Origin of the sequence: Niallia sp. HCP3S3_B10, assembly GCF_052064465.1 — a bacterium.
In the GTDB taxonomy this organism is placed as follows: domain Bacteria; phylum Bacillota; class Bacilli; order Bacillales; family Cytobacillaceae; genus Niallia; species Niallia hominis.
The window spans coordinates 11,398-27,696 of sequence record NZ_JBQHVO010000033.1 but is presented as its reverse complement, the minus strand read 5'-3'; the positions used below and the strand labels follow the sequence as shown (position 1 = coordinate 27,696).

General features: G+C 35.1%; 14 protein-coding genes and 1 tRNA gene. 3 read left to right on the top strand and 12 right to left on the bottom strand.

The annotated features are described in order from the left end of the window. Positions 1–39: 39 nt before the first annotated feature. The 10 genes from ACTNDN_RS14760 to queG all read right to left on the bottom strand — a co-directional run bounded on the left by ACTNDN_RS14760 (position 40) and on the right by queG (position 10,207). On the bottom strand, positions 40–936 hold the full coding sequence (locus ACTNDN_RS14760; RefSeq protein ID WP_048717335.1) for a phosphotransferase: 897 nt from the start codon (positions 934–936) through the stop codon (positions 40–42). A gap of 98 nt (positions 937–1,034) precedes the next feature. Beyond that, positions 1,035–1,427, bottom strand: a complete 393-nt coding sequence (locus ACTNDN_RS14755; protein WP_031535765.1) for a DUF454 family protein — start codon at positions 1,425–1,427, stop codon at positions 1,035–1,037. A 45-nt stretch (positions 1,428–1,472) separates the two neighbouring features. Next, positions 1,473–1,649, bottom strand: coding sequence for a hypothetical protein (locus ACTNDN_RS14750; protein WP_155986735.1), 177 nt, complete (start codon positions 1,647–1,649; stop codon positions 1,473–1,475). A gap of 221 nt (positions 1,650–1,870) precedes the next feature. Continuing rightward, a complete protein-coding gene (locus ACTNDN_RS14745) occupies positions 1,871–2,359 on the bottom strand; it encodes a CBO0543 family protein (RefSeq protein ID WP_031535767.1) in 489 nt (162 codons plus the stop codon). Positions 2,360–2,576: 217 nt separating this feature from the next. Next, positions 2,577–3,752, bottom strand: coding sequence for a sporulation protein YhbH (gene yhbH / locus ACTNDN_RS14740; protein ID WP_441131360.1), 1,176 nt, complete (start codon positions 3,750–3,752; stop codon positions 2,577–2,579). 277 nt (positions 3,753–4,029) lie between these two features. Continuing rightward, entirely contained in the window at positions 4,030–5,925 is a 1,896-nt protein-coding gene (locus ACTNDN_RS14735) for a PrkA family serine protein kinase (protein WP_441131359.1), read from the bottom strand. A 259-nt stretch (positions 5,926–6,184) separates the two neighbouring features. Beyond that, positions 6,185–6,940 (bottom strand): oxygen-insensitive NADPH nitroreductase, encoded by a 756-nt coding sequence (gene nfsA, locus ACTNDN_RS14730; protein WP_441131358.1) that lies wholly within the window; start codon positions 6,938–6,940, stop codon positions 6,185–6,187. Between the two features lie 478 nt (positions 6,941–7,418). Then, complete coding sequence (gene trmL, locus ACTNDN_RS14725) at positions 7,419–7,895, bottom strand: tRNA (uridine(34)/cytosine(34)/5-carboxymethylaminomethyluridine(34)-2'-O)-methyltransferase TrmL (protein ID WP_441131357.1); 477 nt, start codon at positions 7,893–7,895, stop codon at positions 7,419–7,421. An 80-nt stretch (positions 7,896–7,975) separates the two neighbouring features. Further along, positions 7,976–8,851 carry an amidase domain-containing protein gene (locus tag ACTNDN_RS14720; RefSeq protein ID WP_031535778.1) on the bottom strand — a complete coding sequence of 292 codons (876 nt, stop codon included), beginning with the start codon at positions 8,849–8,851 and terminating at the stop codon, positions 7,976–7,978. 216 nt (positions 8,852–9,067) lie between these two features. Beyond that, complete coding sequence (gene queG / locus ACTNDN_RS14715) at positions 9,068–10,207, bottom strand: tRNA epoxyqueuosine(34) reductase QueG (RefSeq protein WP_031535780.1); 1,140 nt, start codon at positions 10,205–10,207, stop codon at positions 9,068–9,070. Positions 10,208–10,301: 94 nt separating this feature from the next. Between queG and ACTNDN_RS14710 the strand changes: the two genes are divergently transcribed. Continuing rightward, positions 10,302–10,967 (top strand): B3/B4 domain-containing protein, encoded by a 666-nt coding sequence (locus ACTNDN_RS14710; RefSeq protein WP_031535783.1) that lies wholly within the window; start codon positions 10,302–10,304, stop codon positions 10,965–10,967. Between the two features lie 131 nt (positions 10,968–11,098). Here the strand turns inward: ACTNDN_RS14710 and ACTNDN_RS14705 are convergent. Both ACTNDN_RS14705 and ACTNDN_RS14700 read right to left on the bottom strand, forming a co-directional pair. Further along, positions 11,099–11,172: transfer RNA gene (locus tag ACTNDN_RS14705), tRNA-Gly, on the bottom strand. A gap of 398 nt (positions 11,173–11,570) precedes the next feature. Next, positions 11,571–13,058, bottom strand: coding sequence for an MFS transporter (locus ACTNDN_RS14700; protein WP_031535784.1), 1,488 nt, complete (start codon positions 13,056–13,058; stop codon positions 11,571–11,573). 401 nt (positions 13,059–13,459) lie between these two features. Here ACTNDN_RS14700 and ACTNDN_RS14695 point away from each other — a divergent pair, with 401 nt between their 5' ends. Together ACTNDN_RS14695 and ACTNDN_RS14690 are read left to right on the top strand one after the other, a co-directional pair. Next, complete coding sequence (locus tag ACTNDN_RS14695) at positions 13,460–14,242, top strand: formate/nitrite transporter family protein (RefSeq protein ID WP_031535785.1); 783 nt, start codon at positions 13,460–13,462, stop codon at positions 14,240–14,242. Between the two features lie 300 nt (positions 14,243–14,542). Next, entirely contained in the window at positions 14,543–16,291 is a 1,749-nt protein-coding gene (locus ACTNDN_RS14690) for a SulP family inorganic anion transporter (RefSeq protein WP_031535786.1), read from the top strand. Positions 16,292–16,299: the final 8 nt, after the last annotated feature.

The following is a 16,299-nucleotide window of genomic DNA, read 5'->3' as shown; positions in this document are numbered from 1 at the left end:
TCATGTTTTCTCATCCAATAAATCCATAACGATCCATTCTCATGACAAAGCCAGAGCTAAACTGATTTTCCCTTCTTGATAAAGGCTCTTATCCTTCTTGTCTATACTGTAAGCAAGCAAGGAAATTATCGTAAATATTGCTTTAAATTGAGCGAGTTTTAACATATCCTCATCAACTTCCCCATAAATAGAGAAAAATTGCTTTCTACCTTCAATAGGAAACAGACTGTAAGCAATCGATAGATCAACAGCAGGATGACCAATATGTGTATCTCCCCAATCAATAATTCCCACAAGTTCTTTATCTTCATTAACAAGCATATTACGAATATGCAGATCACCGTGTGTAAGGACATGAACAGTCGGAACGGCTATATGTGTTATATTTTTTGCATAGTCCTCAGCTAATTGGAATAAAGGTATATTTTCATGTATCTGCAACTTCTTCATTGAATCGATTAAGTGGGATTTTCTTTTATCGATATGAAGTCGATCGAACTCATCATATGGGACATTCTTGAATTGCTCTGTTGAAAAAGAATGTAATTTTTTTAAGAAAAGTGCTAATGGTTTTACCATTTGCATTCTTTCTTCATTCGTTACATCTTGTGGAGTATTTCCTGGTAAATGCTCATACCCTATGAAAACTAGTGAGAAATCCTGAGTTTCTGTACCTAAATAAATCGGCTTTGGAATTGGAAGTGGTAGTTTACCAGCAATTATTCGTAACAATGCCCATTCACTTCGTAATAGCTTAACCGCAATTTCTCTTCTTGGAAATCGAAACGTATAACGATTATTGACGAGAAATATAGTATTATCAAATCCCTCTCCTATTTCTATAATAGAATGAACACTAATTGAAAACTGAGTCTCAATTAAATGAGAAGCTAGTTCCCTTGTTATCGTATATTCTGGATCCCATATATTTGGCATTAGACCACCTCCTCTCTAATCATTTTTTTACTACTAAAAAGCACATTTTAAAAAGAAAAAAAAGGATCTACCAAAAAGGTCTATCCACTGGGTTATGCTTATTTTTTTATGGTGATTTCTGGATTCTCTCTTTTTGTCTTTATAATAAACATCGATATTGCTTGGGCAACCGCAATACATCCCAAGATAATCCTAGTAAATGGATGATCAACAAGGACAGCACTAATGGCTAAGCAAATATAACAAGTAATGATGATTTTTATCTTTTGCTTTTTCGTTAACTCTCCTTTGCGAAATCCTTTGACATACTCATGATAGAAAGTTGTCGAACGAAACCATTTATTGATACGCTCAGAACCTCTTGTGTAAAAAAAGGAGGTTAATAATAAAAAAGGGGTAGTTGGCAACAAAGGTAAAAACACGCCAATAATCCCTAAAACTAAAAAGAGTGTCCCTAAAAATATATAGATCCATCGATAAATAGGCTTCATCTTTCGCTCCCCTTTCTACCGTTTTTAAGAAGAGTTACATATCCACTATCGTCTTTTTCTTTTCGCACCTCTAACAACAACATCTCTTAGACCAAAAAGAAGCATAATAACACCAGAGGATAAAAACTCCACCCTGAAAATATCCGTATTAAGGATTCCAGCTGCATATAGAACTATTCCGATAACATTAAGTAAAAGAATGATATTTACGATTTTCGTCATTTGCTTTCCTTTCTTGGATCAACATTCTATCCTATTCACGTCAATAAGTATTTACTATTTATGAATGAAACAATCTGTGTTACACTATTCTACTTCGCTATTTTACAATAAAAAAAAGGAAATAACTATGTATTCTTTTAAATTAGGGCAGAAAGAATGAATATACATCACCATTTTCCCCCTGTGATTAGGTTCATAAACATATTAAGAAGGAAACTGAATTATTTAGTTAAAAAATTCAGTTTCCTTAGAGTCTCTATAACTAATCTAGTTAATAAGGATTTCAGGATAATACTTAAAAAGCTATAGTACCATCTCCACCCTTTTTTCCATTCAATTAGCTTTGTTTTTCTTTCAGCCCATAATTCAATAAAATAAAAGGGAATGGTAAATAAAATCAATTTATAGAAAACAGCAAAAGGTTTATCTCTCTTCGTTAATTGGTTGTAGAAAACGGTAAATGTAGGATAAATTAAGAAGTCAAATAATATATGTATTCTAAATTTCTTGGGCAGAAAACGAACTGGATATCTAATTACTTTATGAGATGTTAAGATCATATCAACTATCCCATTTGTAATACCATTATACACAAAAACAATAATCCAATCCCTAATAGGGGGTTTTCTATATAAAATTGGCAGCAGGATCAGTAAATTTAGGATTAATAATCCCTTTAAAAATCGCTTCTCCATTTTATTTTTCTCCATTAAATAACCGCCTCTGCATTAATATGTGCTTCCTTAAGCAGTTTATTCCTTGCTATTGATTATCTGTATTAGTTACATAAGAATATGGCACACTAAGTTTTAAAAGGTGGTAAATTTAGATTTTGTTTATTTACCCTTATTTAACAGGGACAGAGAATACTACTTGTCCCTTCCCACAAAAAACACAACCCATATAATGAGTTGTGCTACATTTTCTTTATGCATACATCTGTCCTTCTTCCTCTTTTCGGAAGAAACTTGTCATCGCATTAAATACATCTGCTTTTTGTCTTAATAAGTAGTAACGGAACTTTTCATCTTGAATGTTTTTGTAAGCGGACATAAGCGTACTGTGCCGGTTGTATTGATTGACTTCCCCATATCCAAACATATTGGAAACTTCCATCAGCTCTTCTACTAATTTTAAACATCTAGCATTATCTGACGTTAAATTGTCTCCATCTGAGAAATGAAATGGATAAATATTGAATCGACCTGGATCGTATTTATCATCAATCAACTCTAATGCCTTTCTATATACAGAGGAACAAATGGTGCCTCCACTTTCTCCTTTTGAAAAGAAATCCTCTTCCGAAACGACTTTTGCTTCTGTATGATGGGCAATGAATTCAATTTCTACTGTTTCATATTTGGTACGAAGAAATCTTGTCATCCAGAAGAAAAAGCTTCTAGCCATATACTTTTCCCATAAGCCCATCGAACCGCTTGTATCCATCATCGCAAGAACGACTGCCTTTGATTCTGGCTTTTGCACATCATTCCAGGTTTTAAATTTTAAATCCTCTGGATAAATGGGGTGAAAGGCTGGTGCTCCAGACATCGCGTTACGCTTAAATGCAGATATCATTGTTTTTTTCTTATCAATATTACCCATTAATCCTACTTTTCTAATATCATTAAATTCAATATTCTCCACGACAATTTGATCTTGCTCTTTTCGTTTTAAATTCGGCAATTCTAATTGCTTGAATAAGGCTTCCTCTAATTCCATTAAAGATACTTCTGCCTCAAAGTAATCTTCTCCTGCCTGATCTCCTGCTCCTTGCCCTTTTCCTGGGCCCTTTTGATTTCCAGATCCATCGCGTGCGACCACATCGCCAACCTGACTATCTCCATTTCCTTGCCCTACATGTTTGTTTTTGTCATAATTATATCGAATTTTGTATTCGTCCAACGAACGAATCGGAATTTTCACAACTTCTCTACCATTTGACATGACGATGTTTTCTTCTGTAATTAAATCAGGTAGGTTATTTTTAATGGCCTCCTGCACTTTTTCCTGATGACGTTGCTGATCATCATGGCCTTTGCGATGGAGGGACCAATTTTCTTGGGATATTACAAACTGATGTTTATTTGGTTTTTCCGTCATCTTACCCCTCCTAAAAATTTTTTATACTTTTTTTGCACGAATCAACTGATTTTCGCATACACTAATTTGGGTATCACTATATCTTAATAAAGTGGTTACTCTATCATATGCAGATGGACGAAATAATTTACTAATAATTTCGATAATTTTACTTTTTTTAGAAATAGCGTCGTTTCATGTGTTCCTATTTCATGGCACATTATTCTCCCCAAACTTTCCTATTAGGCAAAAGAGGAACAGACGCCATTTAGCCTGTTCCTCCCTTTGACCAATTTATTTAACGATTCAATAAGCTGCCTACATAACGTAATAACTCGTTGGCAGATGTGGAATTATAGCCATGTTCATCAATTAAACGTGCAACCACCTCATTGACTTTCTTCAATTGCTGCTCATCTGGAGTTTTCGTTGAAGTAGTGATTTTAACAACATCTTTTAAATCTGCAAATAACTTCTTCTGGATTGCTTCACGTAAGCGATCGTGAGAGTTATAATCAAATCGTTTTCCTTTTCTTGCATATGCAGAAATACGAATTAAAATTTCTTCACGGAATGACTTCTTCGCATTTTCTGAAATACCAATTTGTTCTTCAATAGAACGCATTAGTTTTTCATCTGGATTAATCGCATCACCAGTTAATGGATCACGCAGCTTGTTTTTATTGCAGTACGCTTCTACATTGTCTAAATAATTATCCATTAACGTTTTAGCAGACTCTTCATAAGAATAAACAAATGCCTTTTGTACTTCTTTTTTGGCAATTTCATCGTATTCTTTACGCGCTAAGGAAATGCAATTTAAGTATTTTTCTTTTAATTCATTCGTAATAGAAGAATGCTGATCCAATCCTTCTTTTATAGATAAAAGCACATCAAGTGCGTTGATACTTGTTACATCCTTGCGAATAATCGTAGAGGATATCCGGTTGATTACATAACGCGGATCAATACCACTCATTCCTTCATCGCCATATTCGTTTTGTAATTCTTTTAGGTCAGCTGAACCGAAGCCTTCCACATTCTCACCATCGTATAAGCGCATTTTCTTTACTAAATCAATATCCCCTTTTTTCGGTTCTTTCAATCTAGTTAGAATGGTAAAAATAGCGGCAATTTTCAACGTGTGTGGCGCAATATGCACATTCGCTACATCGCTTTCTCGTATCATTTTTTCATAGATTCTTTCCTCTTCTGACGCTTTTAAATTATATGGAACAGGCATAACAATAATACGGGAATGCAATGCTTCGTTCTTTTTATTGGAAATAAAGGAGCGATACTCTGTTTCATTCGTATGAGCGACAATTAACTCATCTGCAGAGATAAGAGCAAATCGACCTGCCTTAAAGTTTCCTTCTTGTGTTAATGATAATAAATGCCATAAGAACTTCTCATCACATTTTAGCATTTCTTGAAACTCCATCATGCCTCGGTTCGCTTTATTTAGCTCTCCATCAAAACGATAGGCACGTGGATCAGACTCTGATCCATATTCCGCAATGGTAGAGAAATCAATGCTTCCTGTTAAATCTGCAATATCCTGTGATTTCGGATCAGATGGACTAAAGGTTCCAATCCCAGTTCGTTTATCTTCTGAGAAAAATACTCTTTCCACCATCACATCTTCAATTCTTCCATTATATTCTTCTTGCAGTCTCAACATATTAAGTGGAGATAAATTGCCTTCAATACGAATCCCATATTCATCAAAGAAATCGTTTCTTAGACTATGTGGAATCATATGAAGCGGATCCTCATGCATTGGGCAACCTTTGATCGCATATACAGCTCCACGGTCTGTGTAGGTATATGCTTCTAATCCTCTTTTCAGCATCGTTACCAAAGTGGATTTACCACCGCTAACTGGACCCATTAATAATAAAATACGTTTTCTTACATCTAAACGTTTGGCAGCTGGATGGAAATATTCCTCTACTAGCTTTTCTAATGGCTCTTCTAATCCAAAGAGCTGATCAGAGAAAAATTTGTATTGCTTTTTCCCATTTACTTCATCAATGCCAGCATCTTTAATCATGTTATATACTCTAGAATGCGCGGACTGACCTACCCATGGCTTTTCCTTCAAGATTTCTAAGTACTCTCCAAAAGTCCCTTCCCACTTCAACAACTCTTCTTCTTGTCTATACATCTCGATTTTCTTTAATATATTCATATGGACCTCCCCTGTCACATTATCAGAGACGATTAATATAATCTATGCACCAGCGAATGCGAACATGCTTAAAAGAAAGAATAGTTTTTTAAAAGACCCTAAACCATAAAGGGAAAACTGTATCTTTAACACGGAGAACCGCTATAGAATAACAATTATTATTTAATAGGAAATATTTTCTTTTTTATTTGCATAAAAAAACAGCATCTATTTCACTTAGATACTGTTTTTTTAAATATATTACTTAATCTGTCTTTCATTATTTCAAATCAAGTTTCTTTACGTGAACAAACTCTTTCATATACATACGTGATTTTTGCTCAAAATTTGCAGCCATCTGAGCTGTCCATGTATCTGTTCTCTTCCCATTTGTTCTTTCCTGATAATAAGCAGTGATTTCGTTATTATATTCCTGTAGCTCTTGTTTATATTTTTCTACATCTTGCTCATATTCATTTTCGTGATATATATGCTGAAAAGGAGCTCGTGGTTTTTTCTCTGTTTGTTGGTCTGGATAACCTACGACTAAAGCAAACACTGGTAAAACATAATCTGGAGTTTTTAATAATTGACTCACACCAACTAAATTATTGCGAATTCCGCCTATGTAACAAATACCAAGTCCTAATGACTCAGCAGCAATTGCCATGTTTTGCGATGCTAAAGCTACATCAATCAGACTAACCATAAATTTTTCGGTGCTCTCAATAGAATCCTGTGCTGATTCCTTTTTCCCTTCCATTTCTGAAGCAACAGTGTGCCGATATAAATCTGCACAGAAAACAAACAGATGTCCATTGTTTTCCACATATTGCTGATTCCCTGCTAATTCTGCTAGTTTTTTCTTTTTTTCCTTATCCTTTACGCCAATAATACTATATGCTTGAACAAAGCTAGAAGTAGAAGCACTTTGGGCAGATTCCACAAGAAGACGAATTTGTTCTTGCGTTAACTCCTTATCTGTAAATTTTCTTACAGAGCGATGATTGAGTATCGTTTCGATTGTTTGATTCATGGAATTCTCTCCTTATTTTTCTTATTGTCTCCAACCATTACTGATAATGACTATAGCCTAATAATATACCAATAATAGTCATGATAAAAAGAATTAGCCCATTTGCTAAATAGATAATAGCTTCTTTTGACTTTTTATTACCCCTCCACTCCATAAAGGATTGAAGAAAGCTATGACAAATTAATATATACCTACTTACTATTGGACCATCAAATACAAACAATAATAGGATAGCACTGGGTATCACCGTAAAATCTAACCATTTTTGTAGCGGATGAACCTTTTTTCCATTTTATTTAATAGTTTTAGCTTTTTTCTCAAATATCCTTCTGTTCCAAAAAGCAGGAGAAAAAAACTTAATAAATAGATGAGATCTTTTGATACGGTGAATGCCATGTTATGTTCATTCTCCTTTATTCCAATTATAGTAAAAAGAGTATAAATCTATTACGATTTACACTCCGATATTGTTTCTGTACTATTTTTTTAAATGCCCAAAATTTTGTTGCCTTAACGCTTCATAAATGAGAACCGCCGCAGTATTCGAAAGGTTAAATGCACGAATATTATCTGTCATTGGAATTCGTACAGTTCTATCTACATTATGCTGGATAACCTCTGGAGGAAGACCTGTAGTCTCACTTCCAAATACAAAGTAATGCTCTTTATTCCTATCACTGTAATCGAAGGAGGCATAAGGGGTTTCCCCAGACTTCGTAATATAGTAAAATGCTCCGCCTTCATTTTTTTCATAAAATTCATCTAAAGAGTCATAATAATGGATCTCTACAAATTCCCAATAATCTAGCCCCGCTCGCTTTAACGCTTTATCATCAGTGGAGAATCCAAACGGACGAATTAGATGCAAAATAGTGTCTGTTCCTGCACAGGTTCTAGCTATATTGCCAGTATTGGAAGGTATTTGTGGTTGGTATAAGACGATATGTATTGCCAAGTTTGTCACCTCTAACTATTACTTTCCGTTCCATTATACACTTACTCTAAATGAAATGCGAAAGGGACATTCCCTGTTTTTTAGCCATCTATAATCGTAAAAAATTTATATTTAATATTTGGAGTATAAGCAGTTGAATCTTCGTATTTCCAGTAGCGCATTCGACTATTATACGTATGAGCATTTACTAACGGTTCTCCATTCGCATCCTTCCCTGTAACAATCGTCGTATGATTATATTTCCCATCACCTTCGAAATCATAGCAAATGACATCCCCAAGTTTTAGCTCGATAGCATTATTTACTTGTTTGGCACGTAAACCCGTTGTAGAGGTTTCTAAATACCTTGGAAAGGCATTGGCCACTGACCAACTATAGCTCCAATTATTGTTTTGCATCCACCAGCCCTTATTGCGATTAGGATAACCTCGCATCGGAGCACCCCCTTCATGGACACATTGAGAAATATAATTGGTGCAATCTACTTCGAATTGATGATATTTCGGATTATAGCTATTCCACCATTTTTCCGCATATTGAACCGCTTTTAACCGATCATATGAATATCGGCTCCACCCTTCTGTATTGTTCCCAAATTCTTCAGACAAAGGATTTTCTCGATAATCCGGATAGACAGGAGCAATCTCTTTATCTTCAATTAATACCCCTTTATAGAAAATCCCCTTTCTATTTTCCACTTCTTCTTCTACGAAAAATAGTTCTCCTTGCTTAATGAAATATTGAAGATGAACGGTATAAACCAATTCCTCAGTCTCATCCGCCTTTTTCTGAATATCTTCCACTTTCCCCTTTGCCTTCACATGTACAATTTCAGCATTCCTTCTATGGAAACAATCTCTTTTCCGCGCAAATTTTTCGTCTTCTATACTTGTTCTTTCTTTCGCCACGCACTGCTGCATTCTTTTTTCGATAAGCTCCATTAGTTGTTGTTTCATTGTATCTACTCCCTTCCTTAATAAATATGTTTAAAGGAAGGAGAACTGTACAAAAAAAAGAAGGAGATGGATTCCTTCTTTTTGTCTCGTTTTTATTATATCTGTATAATTTAGAAGACAACCGTTTTTATATACTGATCGAAAGACGTTCATCCACCTGATGAAAACCACTTTCCCTCTTCCCACACATAAAAGTGGCGTTCATCCACCACAATCTTATAACGAATGCGATAATCGTTGTAACGCATCTTCAATTTCTTGTAATACTTCTTGATCTTCTTCTTGTTGATTTGCTGTTTGTAGGGCAGTCATTGACTCACCGCCACCAATTTTTCCTAATGCCCAAGCAGCCGTTCCTCTAATGACTGGTCTTGGGTCTTTTTTCATCACCGTAATTAAATCACCAATTGCTCCTTCTTCTTTAAAATGAGCTAGTGCAATGATGGCATTACGCTGAATTGGTTTCTTTCCACGCCAGGAACCAGAAACATGACCATATTTTTCTTTAAATTCCTTATTACTAATAAAAAGGAGGGGCTGAAGCAATGGTTTTGCGATTTCTGGATCTGGCTCCATTTCTGGATGATTGTGAAAATCCATTCCTTTATTTTTCGGACAAACAGTTTGGCATGTATCACAACCATAAATTCGGTTACCGAGCTTTTCTCTAAATTCTTCTGCGAGAAACCCCTTTGTCTGTGTTTGAAAAGCAATGCATCTTTGCGCATTTAACTGCCCGCCTTGAATAAGGGCACCTGTTGGACAAACATCAATGCATTTATTACATGTACCACATTGATCTTCCATTGGTGTATCTGGCTCTAATGGAAGATTTGTAATCATTTCACCTAAATACACATATGAACCGAACTCCGGCGTAATTATGGCACAGTTTTTCCCAGACCAGCCAATCCCTGCTCGTTGTGCAACAGCACGATCTACTAACTCACCAGTATCTACCATTGATTTACATAACGCATCTGGAATTCTTTCTTGTATATAATCCTCAAGCTTCTTCAAGCGATCTTTTAAAACAGTATGATAATCCGTTCCCCAGGAAGCACGACAAAAAATACCTCTGCGCTCTCCTTTTTTACTAACAACTCTTTCCTTCATTTTAGACGGATAAGCAAGAGCGATAGAAATAATCGATTTCGGCTTGTCTAATAGAAGGGAGGGGTTTACCCGCTTCTCAATATCCTTCTCTTCAAACCCAGATTGATAGTTTAATTTTTGCTGTGTTATTAAGCGTACTTTCATTTCTTCAAAGGTGCTAGCACTTGTAAAGCCAATTTTATCAATCCCAATTGTTTTACTATATTCTATAATATCTTCCTTTAATGCATGATAATCCATAAATGTCTCCCTCCCTTCTTTTCATTGGTTTTTTATATAGATTACGCTAAAATATAGGATAACATAGACAACAACTATAGTGGAGGTGTATATATTGGATATTTCTATATCAGAACAGATTAAACAATTAATTCCTAATTTTAAGATTGGCTTTATTTACTATCAAGGGATGGAAGTAATGGACACGCCCCAAATGATTAAGGGACGCATGCGACTTTTTCAAGAGTCTATTTTTTTTGATTTGGAAGATAGTAATATTATCGATATTCCTTCTGTAAAGGAATGGAGACAAATCTTCAAAAAAACAGGCAAAGATCCAAATCGCTATCGTCATTCGGCAGAAAGTCTTCTTAGACGAATCAAAAAACAAAATTACTTGCAGCCAATTAATAGCAGTATTGATATTAACAACTTCTTTTCCCTTCAATATGCTGTTCCTATCGGTATTTATGATTGTGCCAATCTTCAAGGTACTATAAACATCCGGATTGGAAAAGATGGTGAACAATATGCTGGGCTTAACGGAAGAATGAATTCAATCGAAAATTTAATTGTATCAGAGGATGAACTAGGTCCATTTGGCAGCCCTTTTGTCGATTCAGACAGAGCCCCTGTCCAATCATCTACGAAAAATGCCATTCAAATTGTCTATCTTTCCCCATCCATTGAAAGAGAAAAGGCAGAACAAATGGTAGAATCCTTACTTAACATGTTTGTGCAAGTTCATGGAGGAGAAGCTTCGTTTTCCATTGTAGAATAAACCTAATGAGGAGAGTTTCTAAAGTTAGATACTCTCCTCACTAGGTTTATTTTTTTTGTTCTCTCGTAAAATATAAAAAACGCAATACTTCGTTCTTAGTGAAACGAAACACTGCGTTGTGAGCTTATGTATGGAGCGGGTGATGGGAATCGAACCCACGACATCAGCTTGGAAGGCTGAGGTTTTACCATTAAACTACACCCGCATTTATTCATTTTTTTTACTTATTTTTAACACGTTTTTTATTATATAGCCATAGTGTAAAAAAAGCAACCTCTTTTCGACATTTTTTTTGTTTTTTTATCTATCACATTATCTATTCATTTTTTCATTGGTTCAGGGAATCTACTGTCTTTTTATAAATATTCACTTTAGCCTCCTAGATCGTCTCTGTCTATGGGGCCTTCCAATTTGATAACTATGGAAATATCTAAGCAGATTCCCTTCCCAAAGACTTCTTTTTTAAAATACTACATCATCATTGTATTCAACTGTCTAATATTTATTATTACTTTTTTTGATTTTTTACATTTCTTTTACTTTCCTTCACCAAAAAAAGATCAGCCTTCCTTTCAAAAAGGAATACTGATCTTTGGACAATCTTTATTTTGTAAAAATGGTTTTTCTTTCTTTCCAAGCAAATCCGGAAATAAGCAATATGAGAGTTCCCATAATTAGTACATATGTGGTAACTGCCCCAGCAACTCCAAACGCCTGTGATAAATACCCAAGACCGATTACTGGAAGACTCACGCCAAGATAAGTAATAACAAAGAAAGTTGAGACAATATTTCCTTTTGTTTTACTTGGAGCAACTTCATTTACTAGTGCTAAGCTTCCAGCATATGCGGGTCCATTCCCTCCCCCTATAAGTACGGCTGAAATCAGCAATAATGTTAGGGATTGTGTATAGATTGTTATTACTAGAAGCACAAGTCCCACTGCAAGAAAGGCATAACCGATTGTAATCAATTTCATTAATGATAGTTGTTTTAGTAAAATTTGATTTAATGCTGCAGCAATTAATCCGAGTGCTACTACAATTCCTGATATCGTTAAACTAGTAACTGTTGTAAAACTAGACAGATTAGAAGGGATTAAAGACATAAACATACTTATAATCGACCATGCAACAAAAGAAGTAAGGGAAGCTAACAGGAAAGGCTTCATGATTTCTTTTGGTACAAATGGCTTCTTTAATTGAACAGGCTTCAAACCTGGTCTAATATTTTCATTTAGGAAAAACAGTAGGATAAAACACGGAATAATAAATAATAAATGCACATAGTAAGATAATCTTAATGGGATTGGAGCAAAATCCCCTAGTAATCCGGAGAGAATTGGCCCAAATGCATTGCCGAGTGTGACGGCAAGGGCACATATTAAAGCAGTCTTTTTCGTATTTTTCTTCTCATCAAGTTCGGTTAAAGCAGCCACTGCTACTCCATTTAAAATACCAACAGACAAACCTTGGAATAATCGACCGAGAAGAAGCATTCCCAAACCATTTGCAATGGTAAAACAAAAGGTTCCTATCAGCGAGAAGAAAATTCCTGGGATTAACACTTTCTTTTTCCCAATCTGATCAGATAATTGTCCGGCAATGACAATTGCAGGGATAACAGTAAAAGCGTAAATGGCAAACACAAGGGTAATCATCCCAGACGTAAGTCCCCATTCCGCACGATAAAGTGAATAAAGAGAAGCTGGTATGTTCGTTCCAAATAAGGTTAAAAACAAACTGCAGGCTACGAGCCAGTAAGATATTTTTTTGCTTAAAGTTTTTTGCTCTCTTAGTACCTGAATCGTGTCCGTACTTTGAATCAGCTTTTGTTGAAAAGCTGATTTATGGATGGCATCTGCATCTACTTCCACTACATCCATTAATCCTTGTAATCCTATTAAAAGAGTTTGTACTTGCTTCTCTTCTGCAGAGCTAGAAATTTGTATTCTTGTTGTTGCTTCTCTTTTATAATTTTTGGTTTTTATATCTTCAATATTTACATGATGCGTTCCAAATAAGCTGGATATACGAGCCAGAACTCCCGGCTGATCGTTTACAAGCATCGAAATGCGATATGCTGAAGTCATGAGCTCTTCACTCCCTTTTTAGTTTCCATCTTCTATTTTATGATTGAATAAATATAAAGTCTATACATTTGTAAGAAAATATAACATGAATTCTTCGACAAATTATTCCATGTTGATATTATACGATATTTATCTGTTTTTTCTGTCTTTAACAATGCTTATTTACTGTATTTTCAGAAAAGTCTTGTATATTATTTGTATATTTTAAAGTGGTACTTTTGGAAATAATAAAGAAATAATTGCAAAGTTGATTAAATTGTGAACAAATTTCGAATAAACAATATTATTGTGATTTTTTTCACAAAATATTATTGACCTAATAAAGAATCAACATGATAATAATAGGGTAAGAAACATAACTACAGTGGTAAACAAGAAAACCTTATTCAGGAGGATTAACAATGGAAGGCGCATCACTTCATGAAGTAGAAAAATTAGCCTTAAAAAAATTAAAAATCTATAAAAAAAGTAAGTTTCGCTTTTTTATGCGTGCCGTTGTCGCAAGTATGTTTATTGGCTTTGGTGTCATTGTTGCATTTAAAACTGGTAATTTCTTTTATGCAGTGGAATCACCGCTTGCCTATCCAATGGCAGCTTTAGTATTCGGGGCAGCTATTATTCTAATCGCCTATGGTGGCGGAGATTTATTTACAGGGAACACCTTTTATTATACTTATGCAGCATTAAGAAAAAAAATAAGATGGTCAGATGTCTTTAAAATTTGGGGAACAAGCTATGCAGGTAACATTATTGGAGCCATTTTCTTTGCCATCTTCATCTTGTTAACGGGGTTATTCAAGTCTCCTAGTGTAAATGACTATTTGCTTCATGCAGCACAAGCTAAATTGGAAGCACCCATAAGTGAGCTTTTCTTTCGAGGCATTTTATGTAACTGGCTTGTCTGTTTAGCTTTCTTTATCCCTATGGCTTTAAAAGAAGATATTGCAAAAATTACTGTCATGATTTTATTCGTATTCTGTTTCTTTATTTCAGGCTACGAACATAGCATTGCCAATATGGCAACATTCTCTATTTCTTATGTACTAGATCAAAACCCAGCCATTACGATTCCAGCAATTATTCGCAATTTAATTCCTGTAACATTAGGAAATTTAATAGGCGGAGTCGGATTCATGGGCGTTATGTACTATTATGTAAATAAACCATTTATGGATGAAGAATAAGGAAAATACAAAAAACCGATGCATCCCATTGTTGTATCGGTTTTTTAGCTTCATTATGGTATTAGTACATATGTATTTTTATATTTAGGACATTTTTAATGAGTAGTAGTACGTGATATAGTTGAATTTAATGCCTCCATCGCATTTATGATCCAAACCCATCCCTAAAAAAATCCCCCCTCATAAAACACACAAAAAAGTTCACAAAAATCACTTTGACTTTTTCCCATACAAGGCGTAAATTCTAATAGTATATTCAAATAATCAGATATATAAATATTCAAAAGAAGAAGGGCTACTATGAAATGGAATTGGAATGATAATCGATTTGAAAATTACTCGTTTGCATCTTTTAGAAAAGATATTACATCTGGCATCATTGTTGGTATTATTGCCATTCCTCTAGGGATGGCTTTTGCGATTGCATCTGGTGTAAATCCTGAATATGGAATTTATACAACCATAATCGCCGGAATTCTTATTTCTTTATTTGGAGGATCGAAGTTTCAAATTGGCGGTCCTACTGGTGCTTTTATCCCTATCGTGCTTGGCATCGTCCTCAGTTATGGTTTTGAAAATCTATTAATTGCCGGGTTTTTAGCTGGCATTATTTTAGTTTTATTTGGCGTATTTAGGTTTGGTTCCCTTATTAAATATATTCCGAGATCTGTCACCATTGGCTTTACCTCTGGAATCGCAGTAATCATTTTCACTGGCCAGATCCCTAATTTTTTAGGCCTGCAGGATATAGAAAACCATGAAGCCTTTCTTCTTAATATGGGAGAAATATTCCAGCATTTCGATACAGTTACTCCTTATAGTATTCTTACAGCTATTATTTGCCTTGTGATCCTTCTTTTGTCGCCAAAAATATTTCCAAAACTTCCGGGACCATTAATGGGATTAGTTATTTCTACCATTATTGCAACTATTTTTTATCCTAGTGAAATTGCGACTATAGATTCGGTATATGGTGGTATTCCAAATACATTACCATCCTTCCACCTTCCTGCTATAACTTGGGACAGGGTTACATTACTAATCCAACCTGCTTTTGTCATTGCCATTCTTGGTGCCATTGAATCCCTGTTATCTGCTGTTGTGGCAGATGGTATGACAAACAACAAGCATAATAGTAATAAAGAATTAATCGGACAAGGAATCGCTAATATGATTGCACCTTTGTTTGGAGGCATTCCAGCTACTGGCGCAATTGCCCGTACTGCCACAAATATAAAGAGCGGCGCGGTTTCCCCTCTTTCTGGAATCATCCATGGGATTGTAGTCCTTATCATTTTATTAGTTCTTGCACCTTTTGCAGGCAGAATTCCGCTCGCAAGCATGGCTCCCTTATTAATGGTAGTAGCGTGGAATATGAGTGAACAGAAATCATTTCGAATGATTCTCCAAACAAAAACCGGAGATTCCCTTGTTTTAAGCGTTACTTTTCTGCTAACCGTCTTTTTTGACTTAACAACAGCAGTAGAAATCGGCTTGTTTTTGGCTATCATTATCTTTACTAAACGGATGAGTGATATAATGAAAACATCTCAACTACTACCTAGTGATTCAAATAAATTAGAAAAAATCGATCAAAAACGATCACATGGTTGTCCGCAAATCAGTATTTTCGATGTAGAGGGACCATTATTTTTTGGGGCTGCCCAAGCATTTGAACAAACCCTGTTGCGCTCCATTCATCGCACTCCTGAAATATTAATTTTGCGGATGGGGAAGGTTCCATTCATGGATTTAACTGGAGAGGCATATTTCGCCAATATTATTCAAAGCTTTTCCAAGCATGGCAAGGTTTTAATCTGTGGAATGAATCCTCAGCCAGAAAGCATCCTTCGGAAAACCGGCTTATATGAAAAAATTGGAGAAAAGCATTTCTTTATGCATACAGGTGATGCGATTGACTATAGCTTACTCATTGTTAATAAGCAGCAATGTGAAGGCTGTAAACATTTTGCTTTTCATGAATGCGAAACATTTTCCAATCAACAAGAACAGGAAATAAAAAAGAAAACAGCGATAGCATGGAAGTAAGTGAAGAA